The sequence below is a fragment of the Arthrobacter sp. zg-Y820 genome (assembly GCF_030142155.1).
Taxonomy (GTDB): Bacteria; Actinomycetota; Actinomycetes; order Actinomycetales; family Micrococcaceae; genus Arthrobacter_B.
The window spans coordinates 1,692,263-1,713,002 of sequence record NZ_CP126247.1 but is presented as its reverse complement, the minus strand read 5'-3'; the positions used below and the strand labels follow the sequence as shown (position 1 = coordinate 1,713,002).

Below are 20,740 nucleotides of genomic sequence, written 5' to 3'. Positions count from 1 at the left end.
ACACTCACCGCATTCCAGTCACTGATCGGTCCGGACTCTTATCGCGTGCGGTGTGTCCTGAACTAGTACTCGCGGGTTGCCAAGACTTCCTTTGCCTGTTCGGGGGTAAACGCAGTCTCTTCCGTCACCACGCGGGCTGGCACTTCTTCGCCGGCAACCACTTTTTCCGCGAGCTCCATGAGCTGCACTCCCAGGAGCGGGTTGCATTCCACGATGTAATTGATCCTGCCCTCGGAGAGGGCGGTCATCCCGTCCTTGACCGCATCGACAGTGATGATCTTGACGTCCTTGCCGGGCACCTTTCCGGCAGCTTCGATGGCCTCGATCGCTCCCAGCCCCATATCGTCGTTGTGGGCATAGACAACGTCAATGTCGGGAGTGTTCTTGAGGAACGCCTCCATGACCTGCTTTCCGCCGCTGCGGGTGAAGTCACCGGTCTGGGATTGCACGATCTTGAGGTCGGGATCGGCCGCGATGGCTGCTTCGAAACCTTCCTTTCGGTCAATAGCGGGTGCCGCCCCGGTGGTCCCCTGCAGTTCCACAATGTTTATCGGACCGTCCGTTGCAGCTGAATCCTGGACGAGCCAGTCGCCGGCCTTCTTGCCCTCCTCGACAAAATCAGATCCGAGGAACGTCTTGTACAGCGACGTGTCGGCGGAATCGATTGCCCTGTCGGTCAGGATCACCGGGATATTCGCGTCCTTTGCTTCCTTCAAGACGGTGTCCCATCCGGATTCGACGACCGGTGAGAAGGCGATGACATCCACCTGTTGCTGAATGTAGGAACGTATCGCCTTGATCTGGTTTTCCTGCTTTTGCTGGGCATCCGAGAACTTGAGGTCGACGCCGGCGGCCTCGGCGGCGTCCTGGACGGATTTGGTGTTGGCAGTTCGCCAGCCGCTCTCGGCCCCCACCTGCGCGAAGCCCATGGTGATGCCCTCGTCCGAGCCGGTTTCGGCGTCCGAGCTACCGCATGCAGAGAGAGCCAGGGCCGAGACGGCCAGGGCTGTCATAAGAGTCTTCTTGAACACTGCTGCCTCCTGAAATTCGGACCGCAGCCACAAGCAACTGCACCATCATCGCTGCGGGGGCTTGAACGCCCTGAGCGCAATTGTGAACGCTAACAATTTGCCGGTCAAGAGTGTTTTGATGCAATTTTGCAAGTGTCCGTTTTCGCTGCAGAACTGCCCGTTTCGGGGTGCTGGCGGCGTTGGCGGCGATTGGGCGGGGCCGGCGGGCAGGAGCGGGCGCTAATGGTACTTTGTGCACGTACCCCGTCCGAGGAGACGCCATGTCTGGACCCGACGATTCCGCTGCAGGCCCTTCCCAGCGCCGAAGAGGTGATGGAGCTGGAAGGAACCGGATCCCTGGATCTGCCTGGCTCTGGAACCGCTTCTGGCTGGTGCTGCCGGTCCTTGCCCTGAACGCCGCCGTAGCCCCATACCTGCCGCCGCCCTACGGCCCGCAGGCCTTTTCGGCCGGCATTCCGGCGGCGCTGATCATCGCTGAAAACGTTCTGCGGGCCCTGCTCTGCGCAGCCCCGGCCTTCATGCCGCTGACTCCTCGGCGGGGAGGCCTCTGGCTCTACGGCACAGGCCTGGCCGCCTACGCCGGCGCCTGGCTGGCGGTTATGGCGGCTCCGGAGAGCCCGTGGAGCACCGGCCTGATAGGTTTCACGGCGCCGGCGTGGACCTCGTTGCTCTGGCTTGCGGGAATCGGCTGGGGTTCGAGCCTGCGGTTTGTCCCCGGGTACCGGCCGTGGATGTATTTGGCTGCCGGGGCGGTCTTCACCGCCGTGCATACGCTGCACGCCGGCCTGGCCTGGCTGCAGCACAGGTAGCGCCGAAACCCAATGCCTTCGCAGCGCGGGCACTGCTGGGACCTCAGCAGACTGCCTTCCAGATCCACCTGCGGCAATCTTGAGCCAAAGTTGAGGAAAAACAGCAGAGAAGCAAGGCAGAGTGTATTCCTGCGGGAACTAGAGACACCCGCAAAAAACGGTGGCACTTCCCCTGGGACACCCTGGATGTGCAGCCCCGCAGGAAACCTTCGATTTGAGACCATCGGGGGCGTACTGCGAAATCCCCAAAACGAAGGGCCGCTGCGATTGCAGCGGCCCTTCGTTTTGATCATGCCCGGTTCCGGCGGAGCCGGCTATACGGAAGCGACGTGCTTTCCGCGCTTCCGTTTCGCGGCACCGGCCGAAGCATCCGGCGCACCGACAGCTGCACTCTCCGGCACGTCAACGGGGTACGGTTCCGTTCGAACCGGCTTGAACCGGTCAATGATGACCAGCAGCACCAGGGAAACCGCTCCCCAGATTCCAAGCGTCAGCAGATGCGTGCCGACAGTGTCCCCGCCGAAGTACAGGATCGAGCGGATCGACTCGACGGCGGCGGGCATCGGCAGGAATTCGTGCAGGAAGCGGAAGATCTCCGGCTCCATGTAGATGGACATGGCCGCGCCGGAAGCCGGAACGCCCAGGAACATCAGGATGCCGATGACCGGCAGGATCGCCAGCATGCCGATGAGCCGGTCGAAGACTGCGGTGAACAGGGCCACGCAGAAGATCGCGACGGCGCCGGCACCCCAGAGCGGCAGGAAATGGCCGTCGATGGCGCCCACGAAGACCTCGGCGATGACCCAGAGGAAGGCGGACATTCCGACGGCCCACGCCGCAACGATGGGGATCAGCCGGCGCAGCGGACGGCTGGCCGGAGCCGCCGTCGAGCCCACCACAATGATCATGAAGCCCGCCATGATCCAGCCCATGGCCAGGTACATGGTGGCCATGCCCATGGAGTCGGAGTCCTTCAGCGGAGCCACGTTCTCGGTGGTCAGTTCCGCCTGCTGTCCGGCGGCGATCTGGCCGAAGACAGACTGGACAACCTGCTGCGCGCTCATGCCGGCAGCCTCGTTGGTGATGAGGGTTGCGGCGGGGTTCTCCGCCGACGGCAGCACAAACGCAGCCACGACCGTGCGGTCCTGCACCTGCTCGCGGGCCTCATCGGCGGAGTCGGTCGGCTGCAGGTCAAAGAGCCCGGACATATTCTCGTCCAGTCCGGCGGCCGCCTGTTCCGCCTGCTCGGCGGTGGAGCCGACGACGGCGACGGGCATGTTCCGCGGTTCCGGCTGGTACATGGCACCGAGCATCAGGGACAGCATCATGGTGACCATGGCCAGCGGGAAACCGGCCAGGGCGATGTAACGCCAGGTCCGGCTCTTCGGCCGGGGTCCGCCGTGCAGGGACGCCACGTTGATCGCCGGCGGGGCCGCGTTGGGCTTGCGGCGGCGTTTGAGGGCGTCGATCCCCAGCGTGAGGAGCAGGGCGGCCACGGTGCCGATCGCCAGCACCAACAGGTGGCCGCCGGCGCCGTTTCCGTCAAAGTAGAGCACTGCGCGGAGTGATTCGCCGGTTGCTGCCGCGGGCAGGAAGCCGTGCAGGTAAGGGTAGATCCACGGCATGGTGTGCACCGACATGCTCATGTTGGACGCGGGAACGCCCAGGACCATCAGGAACAGCATGCCCACAAGCACGGCCATCGGGCCGAGGATGCGGGTGAGGAACAGCTGGACGCTGCCGACCGCAAACACGGCCAGTGCGCAGATGCCCAGGACGGCGGCGGTGTGCCCCTCAACTATGCCCATGATGGGGCCGACGACGGTCCAAACCAGGGCGGCAATCAGTGCCGACCATCCGGCCAGCAGGGGAACGAAGCGGCGGAACTTCAGCAGTTCCGGCGAGTTGGAGAGGATCAGGCTCAGCGGCATGTAGCCGGCAAGCATCAGCGCGGTGGTCATGAACATTGCGCCCAGGCCTGCCATGTCGCTGCTCGGCAGCGGTGCGAGGTCTTCGGTCGTCAGGGCCAGGCCCTGCGCGAGGACCTGCGGCGCCAGCAGTGCGGTGACACTGCTGGACTGGGAGGCGCCGGCGGCACCGGCGGTGTAAACGGTGGCTTTGCCCTCCGAGAGCGAGACGGCGCCGGATGCTTCACGGTCCAGGATGAGCTGGCGGGCTTCCTGCTCGGAGTCGACCATCCGCACCTCGACGGCATCCGGGTCGCTGGACTCCAGGGCATCGGTGAACTGCTCCGCCTGCTGCGCGGAGCCGGCGACGGCAATCGGCATGTCATGCGGGGTCGGCGCGTGCATGGCTGCCAGATAGCCGCCGACCAGCATCGACACCATCAGAAGGGGCATGAGGAACATGGCAACGTAGCGCCCGATCTTCTCTGCCTTGGCCCGCTTCAGGGCAGCAGCTTCGAGGTCCGCGTCAGCAGTTGCCGGGGCCTCGCTCTGCGCCGCTGGATCCTCGCCCGGTGGATAGTCGGTGGACGTGGGGGAAGTCTGGCTCAAGGTCGTGCTCCTGTGCTGTGGTTCGATGGTGGTGCGAGGAACGCACTGACCGCTGGGCCAAATGCGCGGCCAGTGGGGCCGACTCGTCAAAATTACGCCATGTGGCGTAATTTGGTTAATCGAGGCGCATACGCCGCGGGACGAGGGGCACGGTTCATGGGTCAGCACGGCGAGCACGCACGCGAGGTTTTACTGGACGCAGCCGAGGAACTCTTCGCCCGTTTCGGCATCGATGCGGTCTCCAACCGACGCATCGCCGAGCATGCCGGCACCGCCAACCACTCAGCCGTCGCCTATCACTTCGGCGGCCGCGACGAACTGCTGCATGCCCTGATCACCCGGCATACCGTTGACACGGACCGCCGCAGGACGGCGCTGGTCTCCACCTTGGCGGACGACGCCGGGCTGTCGGACCTGCTGGCGTGCCTGGTCCTGCCCTGGACCGAACATCTGGCCGCGCTGCCGGTGCCGAGCTGGCGGGCGCGGTTCATTCACCAGATGCGGACTGTCCCCTCCATGCACGAGGTGCTCTCCCGGTCCGCCGTGGCCAGTCCCGCCACCGATGCCCTCGTCAAACGCATCGAGGCCCTGCTCGGCACGACGCCCCGGACCGTGCTCCATGGCCGGTCCTGGATCCTCGGCAATATGGTGCTCGGGGTGTGCTCCGAGTATGAGGCAAGGATCCAGGACGGCACCGAGCCGGCCAACTGGACCGGCGTCGGGTACTTCCTGATCGATTCCTGTGCCGGGATGCTCTCGGCTCCGGTGACGCATCCCGGCGATTTTTTGACCCAACAGTCGCCGCTCTACCTGCCCTGACCGCCGGGTGTCCTCGGCCATCAGATCCGCGTTGATAGCCGCCGCCGCGCCGAGGCCAGCCGTGGCGGCACCGGGCCGGTTCCTCCAGTGTGGAACCGTGCCGGTGCAGCAGCAACGATTTTTGCCGCTATGGCAAACTCGACCCATGACGGATGAACAGAAGGACGCCCTGCACGGCGTCGGCGCCCGGCTGCGGTCGCTGCGGTCCGACCGCAACATCACGTTGGCGTCGTTGTCGGCCGCCACCGGCATTTCGGTGAGCACTCTTTCCCGGCTGGAGTCGGGGCAGCGGCGCCCAACGCTCGAGCTGCTGCTGCCCCTGGCCAAAATCTACGGCGTCACCATTGATGAGCTGGTGGGCGGGCCGTCAACCGGAGATCCCCGGGTGCATATGCAGCCCATCAGGCGCCACGGTGCCACGATCATTCCGCTGACCGAAAAGGCCAGCGGAATCGGCGCCTACAAGTACATCCTTCCGGCCCGCAGCAGGCCCGCGGTGCCGGAACCCCGCACCCATGAAGGCTATGAATGGCTCTACGTCCTCAGCGGGAAGCTGCGGCTCATCCTCGGCGGCACCGAGCTGGTGCTGCAGCCGGGCGAGGCCGCTGAGTTCGACACCCGCCTTCCCCACTGGATGAGCAGTGCCGACCTCGGCGCCGTCGAGTTCATCGCCCTCTTCGGCCCGCAGGGTGAGCGTGCGCACCTGCGGGCCCGCCCGGCGAAGGGTCACTGATTCTGTGCGTCAACTGCTCGTCAACTGCGCCGCGCCGAGCTGCCTGCGCGGCGCCGGGCTGTGAGGTCACCGGCCCGGCGCCGAGGGAGCCAGCTGCGCTCCCCGCCGGCCCAGCATCCGGTCATAGAGCACTGCGAAGACCATGGCGACCGCCACGGCGATTCCGATGAGGATCAGCATGCCGATAATGCCACTCTGCAGTCCGGCGTCGGCATCGGCGTCGAAATACAGGACCGCGCGGTTGGCCATGGTCATTTGATACAGCGGTTCACCGGGGGCAATAAACCGGAAGAAGGCCGGCAGCGCCTGCAGCGGCACCACGCCGCTGGCCGAGGGCAGCCCCATGAACACCACGTAGATCATTGACAGGATCATGCCCGCGCTGCCCAGCGCGGTGATCAGCGCGAAGGCCACCGCGGACACGGTGATGATGGACAGCCAGGTGGTAAGGAAGTACCAGCCGCCGTGCGGCAGCGGCATGCCGACGGCCGCTGCCACCCACATCATCAGTCCGGCCGTGGGGAGGGCGGCAAGGACCACGATCCCCCACTTGGTGAAGAAGGTGGCCCAGCGGGCCGGCCGCGCCGGCGGTCCCAGGCTAAAGCGCGGGCCCAGTTCGACCGGAAGCACGCCCAGCCGGGAGTCCACGAGGAAGTGGATCGACACCGAACCGGCAATTCCGACGATCATGAGCAGCACCGAGTAGAAGAACGCTCCCATGCCCAGCGCGGTCCCCTCCTGCGGCGTCTGATAGGCAGTGGTGGTGACCTGGATCGGGCTGGCCAGCAGGTCCGCCGCGGTGCCGGAGACGTCCGGCGATACCTCCTGCTCCACTTGGGCCGGAAGGTCGAGGCTGCTGAGCTGCCGGTCCAGTTCTTCCTGCGCCTCGGCCCGGGCGCCTTGCGCCGAGCGGGTGAGCTGTTCGCCCAGGTTTTCGTTGGCCTGTTCCAGGGCGGGGTCGACGGCGGCGGTCGCCAGGCTGCTGGCCAGCGGTCCGGCGAGCGGATTGGTGTAGACGCTCACGGCTGGCCGGGACACCTCCGTATCGGTGAGGGCTCCGCTGACCAGGGCGAGTGCGTCCGCCGAGAAGGATGGGGGAATAACGACGGCGGCATGGATGCGGCCGGTGCGCATCTGGTCCTGGGCCTCGTCCCAGGACAGCGTCCGCAGGTCGATCTCGTCGTTCGCCGCGAAGCCCTGCTGCATCTGCTCCGTTATGGTGGCGCCGAGGTCTTCCCTGCCGCCGCCGTCGGGCGCTTCGGCACCGGCGTCTTCGTTCACCACGGCGATCGGAAAGTGGTTCAGGTTTGCGCCCGGGCTGCCGAGACCGCCGATGTACAGCGCGGCGCCGGTTCCGCCCAGGAGCAGAAGCACCAGCAGCGGCAGCAGCCACAGCCGGGGAGACCAGTAGCGGGGAGATTCCGTGGCGTGCTGGGTCCTTCGATTCCCGGACCCGGTGTCGACGGTACTTGCGGGCATGGGGCGTACCTCCAGAAGCCGGAGTTTTCGCACAGTCCTGTCCTGTGAGCGTATCCGCGGAGGGGTGCCGCGGGAACGCTTGGGCTGGAAAACCGCGCACTGGGTCCCACCCTTTGTGAAAGAAGTGCACTGCCGTGGTCCCGCCGGCCCCGCGAGTGCTCCTACGATGGGAACCAGTGCGGGAAGGCTACGTCCCGGGTGCCGGAGCGGTCCCGGCCAGGCGGCGGAGCAGCGCGTCCAGGACCTGAGCCTGTCCCTTGACCAGTTTGCTGCGGGCCTCGGGCTCGGCATACCAGCCGGCGTCATTCATCTCGGGATACTCCCGCACCGTGCCCGAGCCCGGCGGCCATTCCAGCGCAAACGTATTGCTCGTTATCCGCTCCGGCGAGAAGTCGGCCTCGGCGATGAAGACCGCGATGGTCTTTTTCGAGGACTGCCGGAAGCTGCCCAGCAGGACGTAGTCAGCCTCCGGGGCCGGAGAGCCCATTTCCTCGGCGAATTCCCGCTTCGCCGCCGCCAGCGGCTCCTCGTCGAGGTATTCACCCTTGGGGATGGACCACGCGTGGGAATCCTTCCGCGCCCAGAATGGCCCGCCCATGTGTCCGATCCACACCTCAACGCCGGAAGGAGCGCTCCGCCGGTACAGGAGGATGCCTGCGCTGGTGACCATGATGGTGTGCTCCCTGTTCTGCTGGATGTGTTGGGGTTTAGTCGCCAAATTCCTCACGCGGACGGTCCCATCGTAGGTGACAGCATGACAGCGACGCTTGCCGTCCCGCTATGCGCCGGGACGCCAGGGAACCCACGACGGCGGCGCCGTCGTCTGCTGCGAGCATCGGGACCGTCCGCGGAACTTCCTCCCTTCCCTGCCCCTTTTCATGCAAGGATCGGCGTATGCCCTCCCGCCTGATGCTGCTCGACACCGCGTCCCTGTACTTCCGCGCCTTCTACGGAGTGCCGGATTCCATCCGCCGCAGCGACGGAACTCCGGTCAACGCCGTCCGCGGCCTGCTGGACATGATCGCGCGGCTCACCACCGACTACGAGGCCACTCACCTGATTGCCTGCTGGGACGATGACTGGCGGCCGCAATGGCGGGTGGACCTGCTCCCGACCTACAAAACGCACCGGGTGGCCGAGGTGGTGGCCGCCGGACCCGATGTCGAGGTGGTGCCGGATCCGTTGGAGGCACAGATCCCGATGATCCGCCGGACGCTGGAACTGGCCGGCGTCGCCGTCGTCGGCGCTCCCGAGCACGAGGCCGACGACGTGATCGGCACCTACGCGAGTTCCGCCGACCTGCCGGTGGATGTGGTCACCGGTGACCGCGACCTGTTCCAGCTGATCGACGACGACCGCTCCGTCCGCGTCATCTACACCGCCCGCGGCATGAAAAACCTCGATGTCCTGACCGAGGCCTCCATCGTCGAGAAATACCGGGTGCTGCCCGTCCAGTACGCGGACTATGCCACCCTGCGCGGCGATGCATCCGACGGCCTGCCGGGGGTGTCCGGGATCGGCGAGAAGACGGCGGCGTCGCTGCTGGGCGAGTACGGCACGCTCGATGCGCTGCTGGCTGCGGCCGGAAACCCGGAAAGTTCACTGTCGTCGCCGGTGCGGGCCAAGCTGGCTGCCGCAGCGGATTACCTCGAGGTCGCGCCCACTGTCGTGAAGGTGGTCCGCGATCTGGACCTGCCAACGCCCGACGACGCCGGAGCCCAGCTGCGCCCGATCACCGGCGACGCGCGGGCCGAGCTGGAGAAGCTCGGCGCTGAGTGGAACCTGGGCGGTTCGGTGACGCGCCTGCTTGAAGCCTTTGACCGGTTTGCGTGAGCGCCGCACGGTTTCCCGCTCTTTGTGCACTCGTGGGGCTCGCGTTTCCCCTCTGACCTCAGCAGCCCTAAAGGGTGGGAACCGGCGTCGGCCAGCTTTGCGCTGCCCCGGGGTCACTATCCGGAAACTGCATGACCGGTCCGTGCGTCGTTAATCGTGCGCTTGCTGGTGTTTCTGAGGCATTACCCGTAATTCTTAAGCACCCCGCCTTAGCGGGGGTGTCATCGGCCGCTGCAGGCGCGGCAGGCACCTAGAAGGATTGCGCCCCTGGAGTGCCCGGCTTGTGCTGGCAACGGCTCCCCGATGGTAGGTGTGAGCGTTCCACCCCAGATCGGCGGGTGAAAGGTCGCCCGGAGCGCCGGGCACAGCCTTCGCGGTCATCGAAACCCGTACCCGTGATCCACGCGGCCATAACGCGTCAGTAACGGTCGCTCTGTCAACCTGTGATCAATCATTCGTACGTGGAACTTCAAGTGACAGCAGCAGTCGCAAATTAATCAGTGGACAGCGTTCCGCTCCCTCATGAGGCAGAACTTGATAGGAGATAGAAGTGACCGAGGTTATGACCCCAGACCAGCCCCTGCGACGGTCCTGCGCGACCATGGAGGAGCATCGTCGTCTGTTGAATGAAGACTCTTCCTACGCCTCGGCGCGTGCGGGCATTGAGACGGCAGCACGAAGTTTCGCACAGCGAAGGACAGCGGCGCGGCCAGGGATTACAAGGATCCCTGTCGCGGTGCACGTGGTGTGGCATGAGCCGAACGAGAACATCTCCGATGAACAAATCCAGAGTCAGATTGATGTGCTTAACCGGGACTTCCGGGCGGCCAATGCGGACATCAGCGGCGTTCCCGCTGTCTGGCAATCCAGGATTGGTGACCCACGGATTGAATTCGAATTGGCAAAAGTGGATCCTGGCGGGAACCCCACGAGCGGGATAACCCGAACACCAACCACGGTGAAGGGGTTCGGTCACGTGGGAGACCCCGTTAAGTCCGCAGCGACGGGTGGCGCCAATCCGTGGCCTGCGGACCGGTATCTGAACATGTGGGTGTGTCAACTCGAGGGTGGACTGTTGGGCTACGCGACGTTCCCTGGAGCACCGACGGCCGTTGACGGTGTGGTCATTCTTCACTCAGGTTTCGGAACGTCCGGCACCGCGCAGGCACCTTTCGACCGCGGCCGGACCGCGACCCATGAGATCGGTCATTGGCTGAACCTGTTTCATATTTGGGGCGATGACGGTACCGGATGCAACGGCTCCGACGAGGTCGATGACACTCCTAATGCCGCCGGGCCCAATTTTGGGCGGCCGGTCTTTCCTCACGTTACGTGTTCAAACGGTCCCGACGGCGACATGTTCGTGAACTATATGGACTACACCGACGATGCCGGCATGTTCATGTTCACCGCAGGGCAGGTGATCCGGGCGCAGGCCACACTGGATGGTCCGCGCGCCTCGATTGGTGCTGAGGTGGTGCCTGGGGTGAGCAGTGCCGGCCCTGACCTGACCGGGGACAGGAAGGGCGACATTATCGGTTTCGGCGACGGCGGAGTCTGGGCGTCCCTGAACAACGGCGACGGGACCTTCAAGGCCCCGGCCAGGGTAGTGGATAACTTCGCCTACAGCGCCGGTGACTGGCGGGTCGAGAAACACCCCCGCTTCCTGGCCGACCTCACCGGAGACGGCCGGGCCGACATTATCGGTTTCGGCGACGGCGGAGTCTGGGTCTCCCTGAACAACGGCGACGGGACCTTCAAGGCCCCGGCCAAGGTAGTGGATAACTTCGCCTACACCGCCGGCGACTGGCGGGTCGAGAAACACCCCCGCTTCCTGGCCGACCTCACCGGAGACGGCCGGGCCGACATTATCGGTTTCGGTGACGGCGGAGTCTGGGTCTCCCTGAACAACGGCGACGGGACCTTCAAGGCCCCGGCCAAGGTAGTGGATAACTTCGCCTACACCGCCGGCGACTGGCGGGTCGAGAAACACCCCCGCTTCCTGGCCGACCTCACCGGAGACGGCCGGGCCGACATTATCGGTTTCGGTGACGGCGGAGTCTGGGTCTCCCTGAACAACGGTGACGGGACCTTCAAGGCCCCGGCCAGGGTAGTGGATAACTTCGCCTACACCGCCGGCGACTGGCGGGTCGAGAAGCACCCCCGCTTCCTGGCCGACCTCACCGGAGACGGCCGGGCCGACATTATCGGTTTCGGTGACGGCGGAGTCTGGGCGTCCCTGAACAACGGTGACGGGACCTTCAAGGCCCCGGCCAGGGTAGTGGATAACTTCGCCTACACCGCCGGCGACTGGCGGGTCGAGAAGCACCCCCGCTTCCTGGCCGACCTCACCGGAGACGGCCGGGCCGACATTATCGGTTTCGGCGACGGCGGAGTCTGGGTCTCCCTGAACAACGGCGACGGGACCTTCAAGGCCCCGGCCAGGGTAGTGGACAACTTCGCCTACACCGCCGGCGACTGGCGGGTCGAGAAACACCCCCGCTTCCTGGCCGACCTCACCGGAGACGGCCGGGCCGACATTATCGGTTTCGGCGACGGCGGAGTCTGGGTCTCCCTGAACAACGGCGACGGGACCTTCAAGGCCCCGGCCAAGGTAGTGGATAACTTCGCCTACACCGCCGGCGACTGGCGGGTCGAGAAACACCCCCGCTTCGTCCCAGGCCCGGGCTCCATCGGCAGCTAACAACCCGGACAGAAGACCAGAATGAGCTCACCACTTCGAGACCGGCGGTTCCACCATCACCCCGATATATCAGTTCCCTCAGCTTCAAGTCTCCTTACGTTGTTTCTCCTGGTTTTGATCACTGCCGGCTGTGGCACACCCTCGACGCCGGATACCGGCGGGCCAGTATCATCGGCACAGTCGCCATCAGAGAAGGGCCGCACCATGACCGATTTACGCACGTGCCTCCTCGGCCGTTGGATGCACTCCCATGAGGAGGATTCCGATGGAATGGAGGTTTATCGCCCGGCTGATTACGCATTCCCACCGGCTAGGGGCCGGACAGGTTATGAGTTCGAAGCCGACGGCCGGGCGAGTTATTTGGGGATTGCGGCTGCCGATGGATCAACCAAGGTGCCTGGACGCTGGGTCCTTGAGGGCGCCGACAGGGTCAGCCTCACCATGGAGGAAGGCCTCGTTCAACCTATGCTGCTCCGCGTGCTGGACTGCACGCCGGAGAAGCTGGTGCTAGGCCACTGACGCGCTCCGGATCTTCCGCCTGGCATTGGTGGTGGCGTTGATTCCGGGATCCGCCTGCACCCCGTGATTTGATTCGTGTTCGCTCTGGATCCGCCCTGAGGGTCGATGGCAGTTGTGCCGTGGGAGAGATGGTGCCGTTCCGGAAAGTTGAATCGGCTGCGGTGACGGTAACGCGGCAATAACGCAGCAGGAGTAATCCAGAGATGGGGAGCGGTGCCCGACACCTCCCGAAGTACCTTCAATCAGAGAAGAAAGATGTCAATGAGCATTGACGGGCGTCCGCAGGGCCTACATGCAACTGGTAGACGATAAGATCGCTGAACGCCGGGGAGCGGTACTCCTGATCGCGCCACGGGTAACTGTCCACTGGCCTGAGAATGCAGTCACAGCGTGGCGGGTACGCAGAAAGCTCAAGCTCCCGCGCCCGAGGATTGCGCCTCAATCCTTTTCCGCCCTGTCCCACCACGTAGAACCGGTATTTCGTGCCGTCAGAAGCTGAAGGGAAGAAGCCCGTCCAGTGCCCGGTTCCAACGTCCTTGACCAGTTGATCCTGGTCCCGGGGCGTGTAGTCGTCCGCCCCGTTTAATGCCACGTACAAATGGTCCGCACCTGGGGCCCGAACCCGGAACGTCGCGCCGTTTGCCACACCAGCCACCCCCCATTGGCGTGGCACCAGAAACATGCTCCTGCGACGCGGCCATGAACAACTCCCAACGGACACGGGCAGATGCCAAAGCGCTGCCGGCTGTCATCCAGATTTTTACTCCCGAGTAGAAATCATCTTTTCGTCACTGCCTGAGGAAACAGGTCATCCCCTTCTCATCAAGAACCGAATTCGGTGGGCCATCCCAGTTCCAGGATCGACTGTTCCGGGGCCGGTGCCTCCTCTGCTGGCCCGCACGTACTCATTTCTTTAAAGAAACAGTGCCTCATCAACGGTCATTCCATTTTCATTTATCACTTCCTGAAGGTCCGGTGCAGAACTCTGGAAGGTGTTACGACGCCTTCTTAGCCTGAAGTAGACCTCCCCCGGCGTTACTACTGCGTTACCGCCCCAGAGTCGTGCAGCCAACCGAAGGTGAGTCTTTGAGGGGGCGGCGAAGTACGAACGCGTGCTGAACGGAAATGTCGGCTCAGGAGGCATGCCGACGTTCACCGGTGGTAACGGGTTTTTCGCTGAGTCGGGTTGCGTTTTCTGCATGGTGGTTGGGCTGCCATCCGCGTTCGTGCGTCCAGTAACACTGAAATGACGGGTGAATTGGCAGAATGCGGTTGGCAAGTGTCCTAGGATTCCAATCCGGGGGAACTCCGGGGTGATAATCCGAACTAACCGCGGCGACAAGGTCTGGCGTTTCCGCTCTACCTGGTTTTGCCCGCGATGCTAAGGAACCTGCGCTGGATGATGCGGCCCGGCTTTCGCATACGCGTTGTGTGCGCGCTGGTCGAGACAGCGGCAGCTATGAAAGCAGAGGCCGTGCGCATAGTTGCCGCACACTGGAGAAGATGTCAACGGGACTATGTCGTCTTTAGATGCCTCGACGCGCTCAACGAGTATGGACGATCCCCGGGTGGGCGTGCTCGTAGCGACGTTTATCGCCTAGCCGGAGAAAGAGGAAAACCGGATCACGTTTTGACGAAGCTGTCCGTTCTGACGAATGCGTCGGAGGGTCGTCCCCACACTGCGTGATGGACTTGACGAAGCGTGAGTGGCATGCAGCGACAAGGAGCCATTTGGCGTGGCCGGCGCCATTCGAACTCTCGGAAGCTTATACCGGGAAGTTGGGCAATTTCTTCTGGTGCGGCATGACCTTCACGAGGGCATGGCTCTCGAGGTTTGGCAGATCAAATTTAGCCGCTTGCTTTTCGGCACCAAGCGGTTTTGAAACCCGCCAAGACCGGATTGCAGGATGGTCTTCATGACCAAGCAGCGCCGTCAACCCTTCGAGGGAAGCACCTGAGATCCGGCGCACATGATAGATCAATGGAAACCGTGTGAACCTGTATCCGCGGGTCATGACATTAGCCTGACCTTGGCTTCCAAAAAGTGCAGTGCGCCATTACACGGTAAAGCATTGAAGAAGCTCAATGCGTTGGAGAACCTGGGTAGGGCCGTAAGTGCGGCCACGCGCTGGCCTGTCTCGACTTATCGCCTTTCCGGCACGGGCTCCGCCCTTCTGCGTTCGTGATCGAAAACAACTAATCAGACCAGTGTGAGCCTCGAAGTTTCCCGGGGTTCCGGGCAGTCGTAGTTACGGACACACCCCCTGGGTGGGCCTAGCACGCCACAGTAACGCAGATGTAACGCTTGCTGACTAACGTTGCGATCGGTACACCGGTTTTCCTGAAGGCGGTATGAGCCCATGAATGATAAGCACGAACACGAATCGCATCAGGGCGGCAACGGCACCGGCGCCTCGGAGAAAGACAGCGACTATTACGCCGGTAAAAGCGGCAGTCAGCAGGATGACGGTGAGGGCGGCCACGCCCGGAGACGCCTGGATGAGATGATCTCCCACCGTGTGCCTGACCAGCTGAGTTCCGAAAAGGAGCCCGGCAAGGAATCAATGGCGGAAACTCCGCCCTCAGAGGCGTCTTCCCCTGATGAGGAAGAACAATCAGACGAAGGAGCACCCGATGAAGGGTGAAGTGGACGACGCGGGCCAGGGGCGGCTGGATTTCGGCAATGACGAAGGAGCGGAACAGGATGCGGCCGACACCGGGCTGCCGGGAGGGAAGGTGCTGCTGAGACTCATGCAGATCTTGGAGCGCGAGGGTCTTGACGACGTGGCGGCCGAAACCATTGCCATGGCCGTGCAGGGGGAAGAGCAGAGTCGAATGAGCCGGGTACTGGGAGGTTTCACGTCCTCGCCCACGGGCGACACGGCGGTAGCGCATCCTGAGCAGTGGGATGCAGGAACGTCCCGGGACTCCGCCGGAAGCCAGCAGGAAAACCTCGCCAAGGCCTTTGGGGAGGCGGTCGAGTTGATGGGTCCACCCACTGCGGTCGGGCCGCAATGGCGTTCACTGGGTCCTTGGACCATCCCGAACGGTCAGACGTACGGTTCCAACAGGGTGAATGTTTCCGGGCGTGTGTCCACGATGGCCGTTGATCCGGCCAATCCCGCTCATGTTCTGGTCGGTGCAGCGCAGGGCGGTGTATGGGAGAGTTTCAATCGCGGTGTCAGCTGGGCGCCCCGTACGGATTACGCGGCAACCCTCGCCGTCGGGGCCGTAGTGTTCGATCCGACGGATTCAAGAACAGTATTCTGCGGTACGGGTGAGGGCAACTTCTACTGGTGGCTGGGGGCCGGGATACTCCGCTCAACCGATGGCGGCAGCACCTGGTCGCCCTTGTGTACAACGCCATTCGTGGGACAAGGGTTCTACGACCTAGTGATCGACCGTGCCGACCGGCGCCATCTGCTGGCCGGTACGACCCACGGGTTGTACGTATCCGCAGATGGCGGCGTCACTTGGACGCGCCGGCGCACCGTCCGTACATGGTCGATGTCGATGGCTCCCGCGGGGGGTGCAGCGGCTGAGATACTTGCGGCCTGTCGTGACGGGCTGCATCGGTCCACAGACGGCGGTACCGAGTGGAATGCGGTCGCTCTCCCGGGTGCACCCGGTACATTTGACCGGCTCGAAGTGGCAATCGCACCGTCCAATCCCAACGTCGCCTATGCGTGGGGAGCCGCGGGTGCTGCCGCATACCTGTGGCGACGTGCCAACGCTACATGGACCGCGGTCGGCACCCCACCCGGCGTCAGGGTCAACCAGGCGTGGTATGACTGGTTTCTGGCTGTCTCACCAGACCGAGACACCCAAATATATTGCGGTGCCATTGAGGTCCACCGCGGTGACCTCGCCGGAACAGACTGGTCTTGGCGTAACCTCAGCAATAAAGGCGCGACCGGACAGTCTATTCACCCTGACCAGCATGCCATCGCATTCGAACCGGGTGCCTCCGCTAGGATCTACATCGGCAACGACGGTGGCCTGTTTCGAAGTGCTGATCGGGGCATCACATGGCAGCACTGCAACAACGGTCTCGTCATCAGCGAGTTCGAGTATCTCGGTCAGGACCACGGATCCTCCCGCTGGCTGATCGGCGGCACCCAGGACAACGGCACTCAGCGCTGGACTGGGCCCTCCACTATGGAACACGTGGCGGACGGTGACGGCGGTGACTGCGGGGTCAACCGAACAAATCCGAACACGGTATTCCACACCTACTACAACATGACTCCCCAACGGTCCACGACGCGGGGCGGCTTCGGGACCTGGACCGACATTTTCCCGCCAGTACCCGCTGGAGAGGGCAGCCTGTTTTATCCTCCGTTTGAAACCAGCGCGACCACGGGAGACACCATAGCGATGGGAGGCGACTCGCTGTACATCTCCCGGAACAACGGAACCGCCTGGACGCGCCTGGCGTTCCCCTCGGCAGCCCGTTCCAGCGCCCTGTACATTCCCGGTCCTGATGATGTCTACGTGGGAACCACCAATGGAGGCATATTCTGCAGCCATTGGAGCGGGACGTCCTGGGGCACGCTCACGGCACTAGCCTCGCCCCGCGCCAATGCAAATGTCAGCGATCTGCACGTCCAGCCGGGCGGGACCAGGATCTGGGCGACGTCGACAACGCTAAGCGGCGGACGCGTGTTCCGGTCCGATGACGGCGGCTCCACCTGGACCGACCGGTCCGCCGGTCTTCCCCCGCTGCCGATCAACGCCATCGAAATCGACCCAGGTGACGCCAACCGGATCTGGGTGGCAGCGGACGTCGGCGTGTCCCAGTCTCTCAATGCAGGTGCCTCATGGGCCGACTTTTCAAACGCGCTGCCGAACTCCATGATTGGCGACCTGATATTCCACCCGCACGCACGGGTGCTCCGTGCGGGCACTCGGAACCGCGGAATCTGGGAGATACCCGTGGACGGCTGGCAGACCCAGCCCCACAACGGCACCCAGTTCACCGGCTCTCTCGCCAGCAACGAGACCCGCCGCTGGTTCACCTTCAACTGGCCCGCCACCTGGCACATCATCTGGACCGTCATGCCGGTAACCCCCCGGCCCGGCTCACCGCAGGTCAACTGGACCGTACAGGTGGAGCGCGCCACTGCCGAATACGTCACGTACTGGATCACCGTACGCAATCTCACCGCCGCCCCGCTCACTTTTGAGGGCCGGTACAGCATTCTGAGCCGATACTGAGCAAAGGACAAAGATATGTGGACCAACATCCAGTTCACCGGTTCTCTAGGCCCTGGGGCCTCCAACAGGTGGTTTACGTTCAACTGGCCCACGGCCTGGCACGTTATTTGGTACCTGATGCCCACCTCGCCCCAAGGGGGAAATCCGCAGGTGGACTGGGACGTGGCTGTTGAACGGGCAAATGCCACCCAATGCACGTACTGGATCACCGTGAAGAACCTCACGAATCAGACCGTGAGCTTCGAAGCCCGCTACGCGGTCCTGAACTAAGGAGAACAGCCCCATGTATGTCGTAATTCAAATTGACAGCGGGGACGACAAACCAGCCATTGGCCTGGATACAGGGAATACGTCGCGGGAACCGACTGATAACCGGGATACGGCCGCCGGGTCAGTCCCGGCCTGGCCAGCTCCGGACCCGCAGATACCAATGGCCCGGGGTTTCGTTGAGCTGGACGCGCTTAACGGCGGGGCCGCCGGAGCACAAGGAGAACCGGGACCGGCCCCGTCGTCCGGCCTGCTGGCCAGAGCGCAGACTGTGGGGGCGCTTGATGGCGGCCCAGCACCGAGTGCCCCGCCACCTGATGCAGCGCCGCCATCTTTTACCGGGGCGCCCCCATCTGCGGCCTTCGCCGAAGGCGAAGTTCTCACCGACTGGCACTTCCCAAACCTCGCCGTTGATATGTCCGCGGGCCCCGCTCCCATGGAGCCGGGCACCGATGATTATGTGACCACCATAACCGGTACCGGAACCGCGGAAAAAGAGACAGCCGAGGAGCCTGAGCCACCCGGAGCGGAAGCCAGAACTTCAGGAGAAGAACCCGACCATGGGAAGAAGTAGCTCCCTTGCCATGAGGGGACTTACTCCAATGGGGTGGGTCGTCGGAATGACACGGAGATCTACGCCATGACATCGGAGATCATTCTACTAACGCTGTTGGGAACTGCTCTGGCTTGCACGCTGTCCGCTTCGGCCGGATTGGGCGGTTCCCTCGTTCTGGTGCCTATGCTTGCGCTGGCCATCGGCACGAAGGAGGGCGTGGCTCTTGCAGCCCTGCTGCTAGCGGCTAACAACCTGGTCAAACTTGTTGCTTACCGTGGCACCATCCCCTGGGGGAAATCTCTGATCGTCTTGGTCTTGGTGGTGATCGGTTCCGCCGTGGGTGCTGCCCTTCTCATCGCCGCCCCCGAAACATGGGTCAGCGCCGCAGTGGTCTTGAGCATTGTATTGGGGTTGGGTGCCGAGCGTCTCAAACTCAACGCGGTGCGGAAGGTCGGAGCCCCCGTACTTGCCTTGGCCTCGGGCGCGACCTCCGGGTTCTCGGGAACGTCGGGACCGTTGAAAGGGGTTGCCCTGCGCTTGCTTAACTTGGACCGAAGCCATCTGGTCGGTGCTGCGTCGATTGTTTCATTGGCCGGAGACGCGATGAAGGCAGGCATCTACGCCGGGGCAGGACTGCTCAGCACACAGTCCCTGCTGTTGATGACGGGGCTCTTCCCCGTCATGATCGCCAGCACCTTCTTCGGCCGGTATCTGAACTCAAGGGTCGGAGAGCGCGGTTATGCGGTCCTCTTCTGGACCGTCATGGGCGGCTACTCCCTGAGACTGCTCGGTTTTGCACCGTAGGCCCGGACGGTCGTCACGGCCCACGGTGCGACGGACGGTCACACATTTTTCAGGGACGAGGGAAGTCAAGGTGCGCAGTGGGAGAATGTCAGCGTGGTCCGAAAACGATCGGACCAGGCCGTCTACCTGATCGTCGGCCACGTCAAATTCTGGATCGTCGACCCCACGGAATTCGCTGCACTGCGAATGCGCTGGGACGTACGCGTCGTCAGCGACGGATCTCATCGGGCTTCTGGGAAAGCAGACTTCGTGCACCCCCTGGCATCCGCCCCAGCGATGTCTATTTCGACTGCCGGGAATCGTACGATGCGATTGACGGCAAGGACTACGGCAACTGCTGCCCCTCTAAACAATTGATACGTAGGACATACTCAGTGCTCTCACCGCTGGGTGGCTCAGCGCCACCCCATACTTCAACCATTCGCCGACTCCTGCCCGCCGCCGGACTGATCACCGCCGAACCAAATAAACGCTCCAAGTCCTCGCTGCACCGCTTCGAAGCCGCGCAGCCGAAGGAGACCTGGCTTCATCCACTGGCCGCTGGCCGACGGCACGGATACCGAGATCCTGGATTTCCTCGATGACCACTCCCGCTATCTGCTCGCCTGCACCGCCTACCGGCCCGTCACCGGAGCCGCTGTCAGTGAGACCTTTCTCAAAGCCGCCAACCGCTACGGGCTGCCGGCCTCCACCCTGACCGACAACGGCCTGGTCTATACCTCCCGCTTCGCCGGCGGCAAAGGCTGCCGCAACAGCTTCGAGAACCTCCTGCACGCCCTGAAAATCACCCAGAAAAACGGTTCACCGGGACACCCGCAACCCAGGAAAATCGAACGCTTCCAGCAAACCCTGAAGAAATGGCTCAGCGGACAGCCCCGGGCACAAACCCTGGAGGATCCCCCCCAACTGTAGAAGTTCCGCCACATCTATAACCATGAGCGCCCGCACCGGGCGCTGGACCGGCAAACTCCCGCACAGACCTACAACGCCACCGTCAAAGCGGTTCCGCTGACAGCCAGGCAGGGAGGTCATTGGCGGGTACGCGTGGACCGGTTAGATGCCACCGGGCAAAACATCCTCATGCTCATCTACGAAACGGACATCGTCATCACGGAAACAGCCGCCGGAGAGATCCTGCGCGAACTGACCTTGGACCACCCCCGGGGCTACCAAGCCAGGCAAAAGAAAACACCCCGGTCCGAAGACCGGGGTGCTACCTATGTCGCGACTCATCCGGAAACGATCTCGACTCATTCCAACGGTGCCCGAAGTGGGACTCGAACCCACACACCTCTCGATACTGCATTTTGAGTGCAGCGCGTCTGCCAATTCCGCCATTCGGGCCAGCCCTGCGGCGTGAATCACAAGTTCACAATCCGTGTTGGGCGCGAATCTACTCTACATGCGGATAGGCTATTTCTGTGAACTGTCAGTTCGCACACGGCAGTCCAAC

The 20,740-nt window shown here is 63.5% G+C and carries 15 protein-coding genes, 1 tRNA gene and 1 pseudogene; 11 read left to right on the top strand and 6 right to left on the bottom strand.

All coding sequences use genetic code 11. From position 1 onward, the window contains the following. Nucleotides 1-62 precede the first annotated feature (62 nt). Nucleotides 63-1,013, bottom strand: coding sequence for an ABC transporter substrate-binding protein (locus QNO08_RS07665; protein WP_231712861.1), 951 nt, complete (start codon nt 1,011-1,013; stop codon nt 63-65). Nucleotides 1,014-1,291: 278 nt separating this feature from the next. Between QNO08_RS07665 and QNO08_RS07660 the strand changes: the two genes are divergently transcribed. After that, the gene (locus QNO08_RS07660) at nt 1,292-1,840 is read left to right on the top strand and encodes a hypothetical protein (RefSeq protein WP_229966731.1); all 549 of its coding nucleotides are present in this window, start codon (nt 1,292-1,294) and stop codon (nt 1,838-1,840) included. Between the two features lie 314 nt (nt 1,841-2,154). Here the strand turns inward: QNO08_RS07660 and QNO08_RS07655 are convergent, their stop codons facing one another. Beyond that, nucleotides 2,155-4,356, bottom strand: coding sequence for an ABC transporter permease (locus QNO08_RS07655; protein ID WP_229966732.1), 2,202 nt, complete (start codon nt 4,354-4,356; stop codon nt 2,155-2,157). Between the two features lie 156 nt (nt 4,357-4,512). Here QNO08_RS07655 and QNO08_RS07650 point away from each other — a divergent pair, with 156 nt between their 5' ends. Both QNO08_RS07650 and QNO08_RS07645 read left to right on the top strand, forming a co-directional pair. Continuing rightward, nucleotides 4,513-5,175 carry a TetR/AcrR family transcriptional regulator gene (locus tag QNO08_RS07650; RefSeq protein ID WP_229966733.1) on the top strand — a complete coding sequence of 221 codons (663 nt, stop codon included), beginning with the start codon at nt 4,513-4,515 and terminating at the stop codon, nt 5,173-5,175. Nucleotides 5,176-5,320: 145 nt separating this feature from the next. Continuing rightward, nucleotides 5,321-5,908, top strand: coding sequence for a helix-turn-helix domain-containing protein (locus QNO08_RS07645; protein WP_229966734.1), 588 nt, complete (start codon nt 5,321-5,323; stop codon nt 5,906-5,908). 66 nt (nt 5,909-5,974) lie between these two features. Here the strand turns inward: QNO08_RS07645 and QNO08_RS07640 are convergent, their stop codons facing one another. Both QNO08_RS07640 and QNO08_RS07635 read right to left on the bottom strand, forming a co-directional pair. After that, nucleotides 5,975-7,387 (bottom strand): ABC transporter permease, encoded by a 1,413-nt coding sequence (locus QNO08_RS07640; protein WP_229966735.1) that lies wholly within the window; start codon nt 7,385-7,387, stop codon nt 5,975-5,977. A 187-nt stretch (nt 7,388-7,574) separates the two neighbouring features. Continuing rightward, nucleotides 7,575-8,060 (bottom strand): NUDIX hydrolase, encoded by a 486-nt coding sequence (locus QNO08_RS07635; protein ID WP_229966993.1) that lies wholly within the window; start codon nt 8,058-8,060, stop codon nt 7,575-7,577. Nucleotides 8,061-8,281: 221 nt separating this feature from the next. Between QNO08_RS07635 and QNO08_RS07630 the strand changes: the two genes are divergently transcribed. From QNO08_RS07630 to QNO08_RS07620, 3 genes are all read left to right on the top strand, one after another. Further along, on the top strand, nt 8,282-9,220 hold the full coding sequence (locus QNO08_RS07630; RefSeq protein WP_229966736.1) for a 5'-3' exonuclease: 939 nt from the start codon (nt 8,282-8,284) through the stop codon (nt 9,218-9,220). 562 nt (nt 9,221-9,782) lie between these two features. Further along, entirely contained in the window at nt 9,783-11,924 is a 2,142-nt protein-coding gene (locus QNO08_RS07625) for an FG-GAP-like repeat-containing protein (RefSeq protein WP_349774911.1), read from the top strand. A 204-nt stretch (nt 11,925-12,128) separates the two neighbouring features. Then, on the top strand, nt 12,129-12,443 hold the full coding sequence (locus tag QNO08_RS07620) for a hypothetical protein (protein WP_229966737.1): 315 nt from the start codon (nt 12,129-12,131) through the stop codon (nt 12,441-12,443). A gap of 1,766 nt (nt 12,444-14,209) precedes the next feature. On the opposite strand, the gene QNO08_RS07615 is transcribed toward QNO08_RS07620, so the two are convergent. Next, nucleotides 14,210-14,458 carry a hypothetical protein gene (locus QNO08_RS07615; RefSeq protein ID WP_229966738.1) on the bottom strand — a complete coding sequence of 83 codons (249 nt, stop codon included), beginning with the start codon at nt 14,456-14,458 and terminating at the stop codon, nt 14,210-14,212. Nucleotides 14,459-14,803: 345 nt separating this feature from the next. On the opposite strand from QNO08_RS07615, the gene QNO08_RS07610 reads away from it, so the two are divergent. From QNO08_RS07610 to QNO08_RS17505, 5 genes and pseudogenes are all read left to right on the top strand, one after another. After that, a complete protein-coding gene (locus QNO08_RS07610; protein ID WP_229966739.1) occupies nt 14,804-15,088 on the top strand; it encodes a hypothetical protein in 285 nt (94 codons plus the stop codon). Further along, nucleotides 15,045-17,660: a beta propeller repeat protein gene (locus QNO08_RS07605; RefSeq protein ID WP_229966740.1), complete on the top strand. Its 2,616-nt coding sequence runs from the start codon at nt 15,045-15,047 to the stop codon at nt 17,658-17,660. Before QNO08_RS07610 ends, QNO08_RS07605 begins: the two co-directional genes overlap by 44 nt. Nucleotides 17,661-17,675: 15 nt before the next feature. Beyond that, nucleotides 17,676-17,930 (top strand): hypothetical protein, encoded by a 255-nt coding sequence (locus QNO08_RS07600; RefSeq protein ID WP_229966741.1) that lies wholly within the window; start codon nt 17,676-17,678, stop codon nt 17,928-17,930. A gap of 637 nt (nt 17,931-18,567) precedes the next feature. Further along, nucleotides 18,568-19,287, top strand: a complete 720-nt coding sequence (locus tag QNO08_RS07595; protein ID WP_229966742.1) for a sulfite exporter TauE/SafE family protein — start codon at nt 18,568-18,570, stop codon at nt 19,285-19,287. A gap of 392 nt (nt 19,288-19,679) precedes the next feature. After that, nucleotides 19,680-20,598, top strand: a pseudogene (locus tag QNO08_RS17505) (integrase core domain-containing protein); the annotation flags it as partial. On the opposite strand, the gene QNO08_RS07585 reads toward QNO08_RS17505, so the two are convergent. Then, nucleotides 20,550-20,631 (bottom strand) — tRNA-Leu (locus QNO08_RS07585). The pseudogene QNO08_RS17505 and the gene QNO08_RS07585 sit on opposite strands and share 49 nt — an antisense overlap. Nucleotides 20,632-20,740: the final 109 nt, after the last annotated feature.

What these genes read in the sequence shown, in the direction of transcription:
- QNO08_RS07595 (WP_229966742.1), top strand. Translation starts at nt 18,568, where the DNA reads ATGACATCGGAGATCATTCTACTAACGCTGTTGGGAACTGCTCTGGCT.
- QNO08_RS07620 (WP_229966737.1), top strand. Translation starts at nt 12,129, where the DNA reads ATGACCGATTTACGCACGTGCCTCCTCGGCCGTTGGATGCACTCCCAT.
- QNO08_RS07625 (WP_349774911.1), top strand. Translation starts at nt 9,783, where the DNA reads ATGACCCCAGACCAGCCCCTGCGACGGTCCTGCGCGACCATGGAGGAG.
- QNO08_RS07615 (WP_229966738.1), bottom strand. Translation starts at nt 14,458, where the DNA reads ATGACCCGCGGATACAGGTTCACACGGTTTCCATTGATCTATCATGTG.
- QNO08_RS07665 (WP_231712861.1), bottom strand. Translation starts at nt 1,013, where the DNA reads ATGACAGCCCTGGCCGTCTCGGCCCTGGCTCTCTCTGCATGCGGTAGC.
- QNO08_RS07660 (WP_229966731.1), top strand. Translation starts at nt 1,292, where the DNA reads ATGTCTGGACCCGACGATTCCGCTGCAGGCCCTTCCCAGCGCCGAAGA.
- QNO08_RS07600 (WP_229966741.1), top strand. Translation starts at nt 17,676, where the DNA reads ATGTGGACCAACATCCAGTTCACCGGTTCTCTAGGCCCTGGGGCCTCC.
- QNO08_RS07630 (WP_229966736.1), top strand. Translation starts at nt 8,282, where the DNA reads ATGCCCTCCCGCCTGATGCTGCTCGACACCGCGTCCCTGTACTTCCGC.
- QNO08_RS07650 (WP_229966733.1), top strand. Translation starts at nt 4,513, where the DNA reads ATGGGTCAGCACGGCGAGCACGCACGCGAGGTTTTACTGGACGCAGCC.
- QNO08_RS07645 (WP_229966734.1), top strand. Translation starts at nt 5,321, where the DNA reads ATGACGGATGAACAGAAGGACGCCCTGCACGGCGTCGGCGCCCGGCTG.
- QNO08_RS07610 (WP_229966739.1), top strand. Translation starts at nt 14,804, where the DNA reads ATGAATGATAAGCACGAACACGAATCGCATCAGGGCGGCAACGGCACC.
- QNO08_RS07640 (WP_229966735.1), bottom strand. Translation starts at nt 7,387, where the DNA reads ATGCCCGCAAGTACCGTCGACACCGGGTCCGGGAATCGAAGGACCCAG.
- QNO08_RS07605 (WP_229966740.1), top strand. Translation starts at nt 15,045, where the DNA reads ATGAGGAAGAACAATCAGACGAAGGAGCACCCGATGAAGGGTGAAGTG.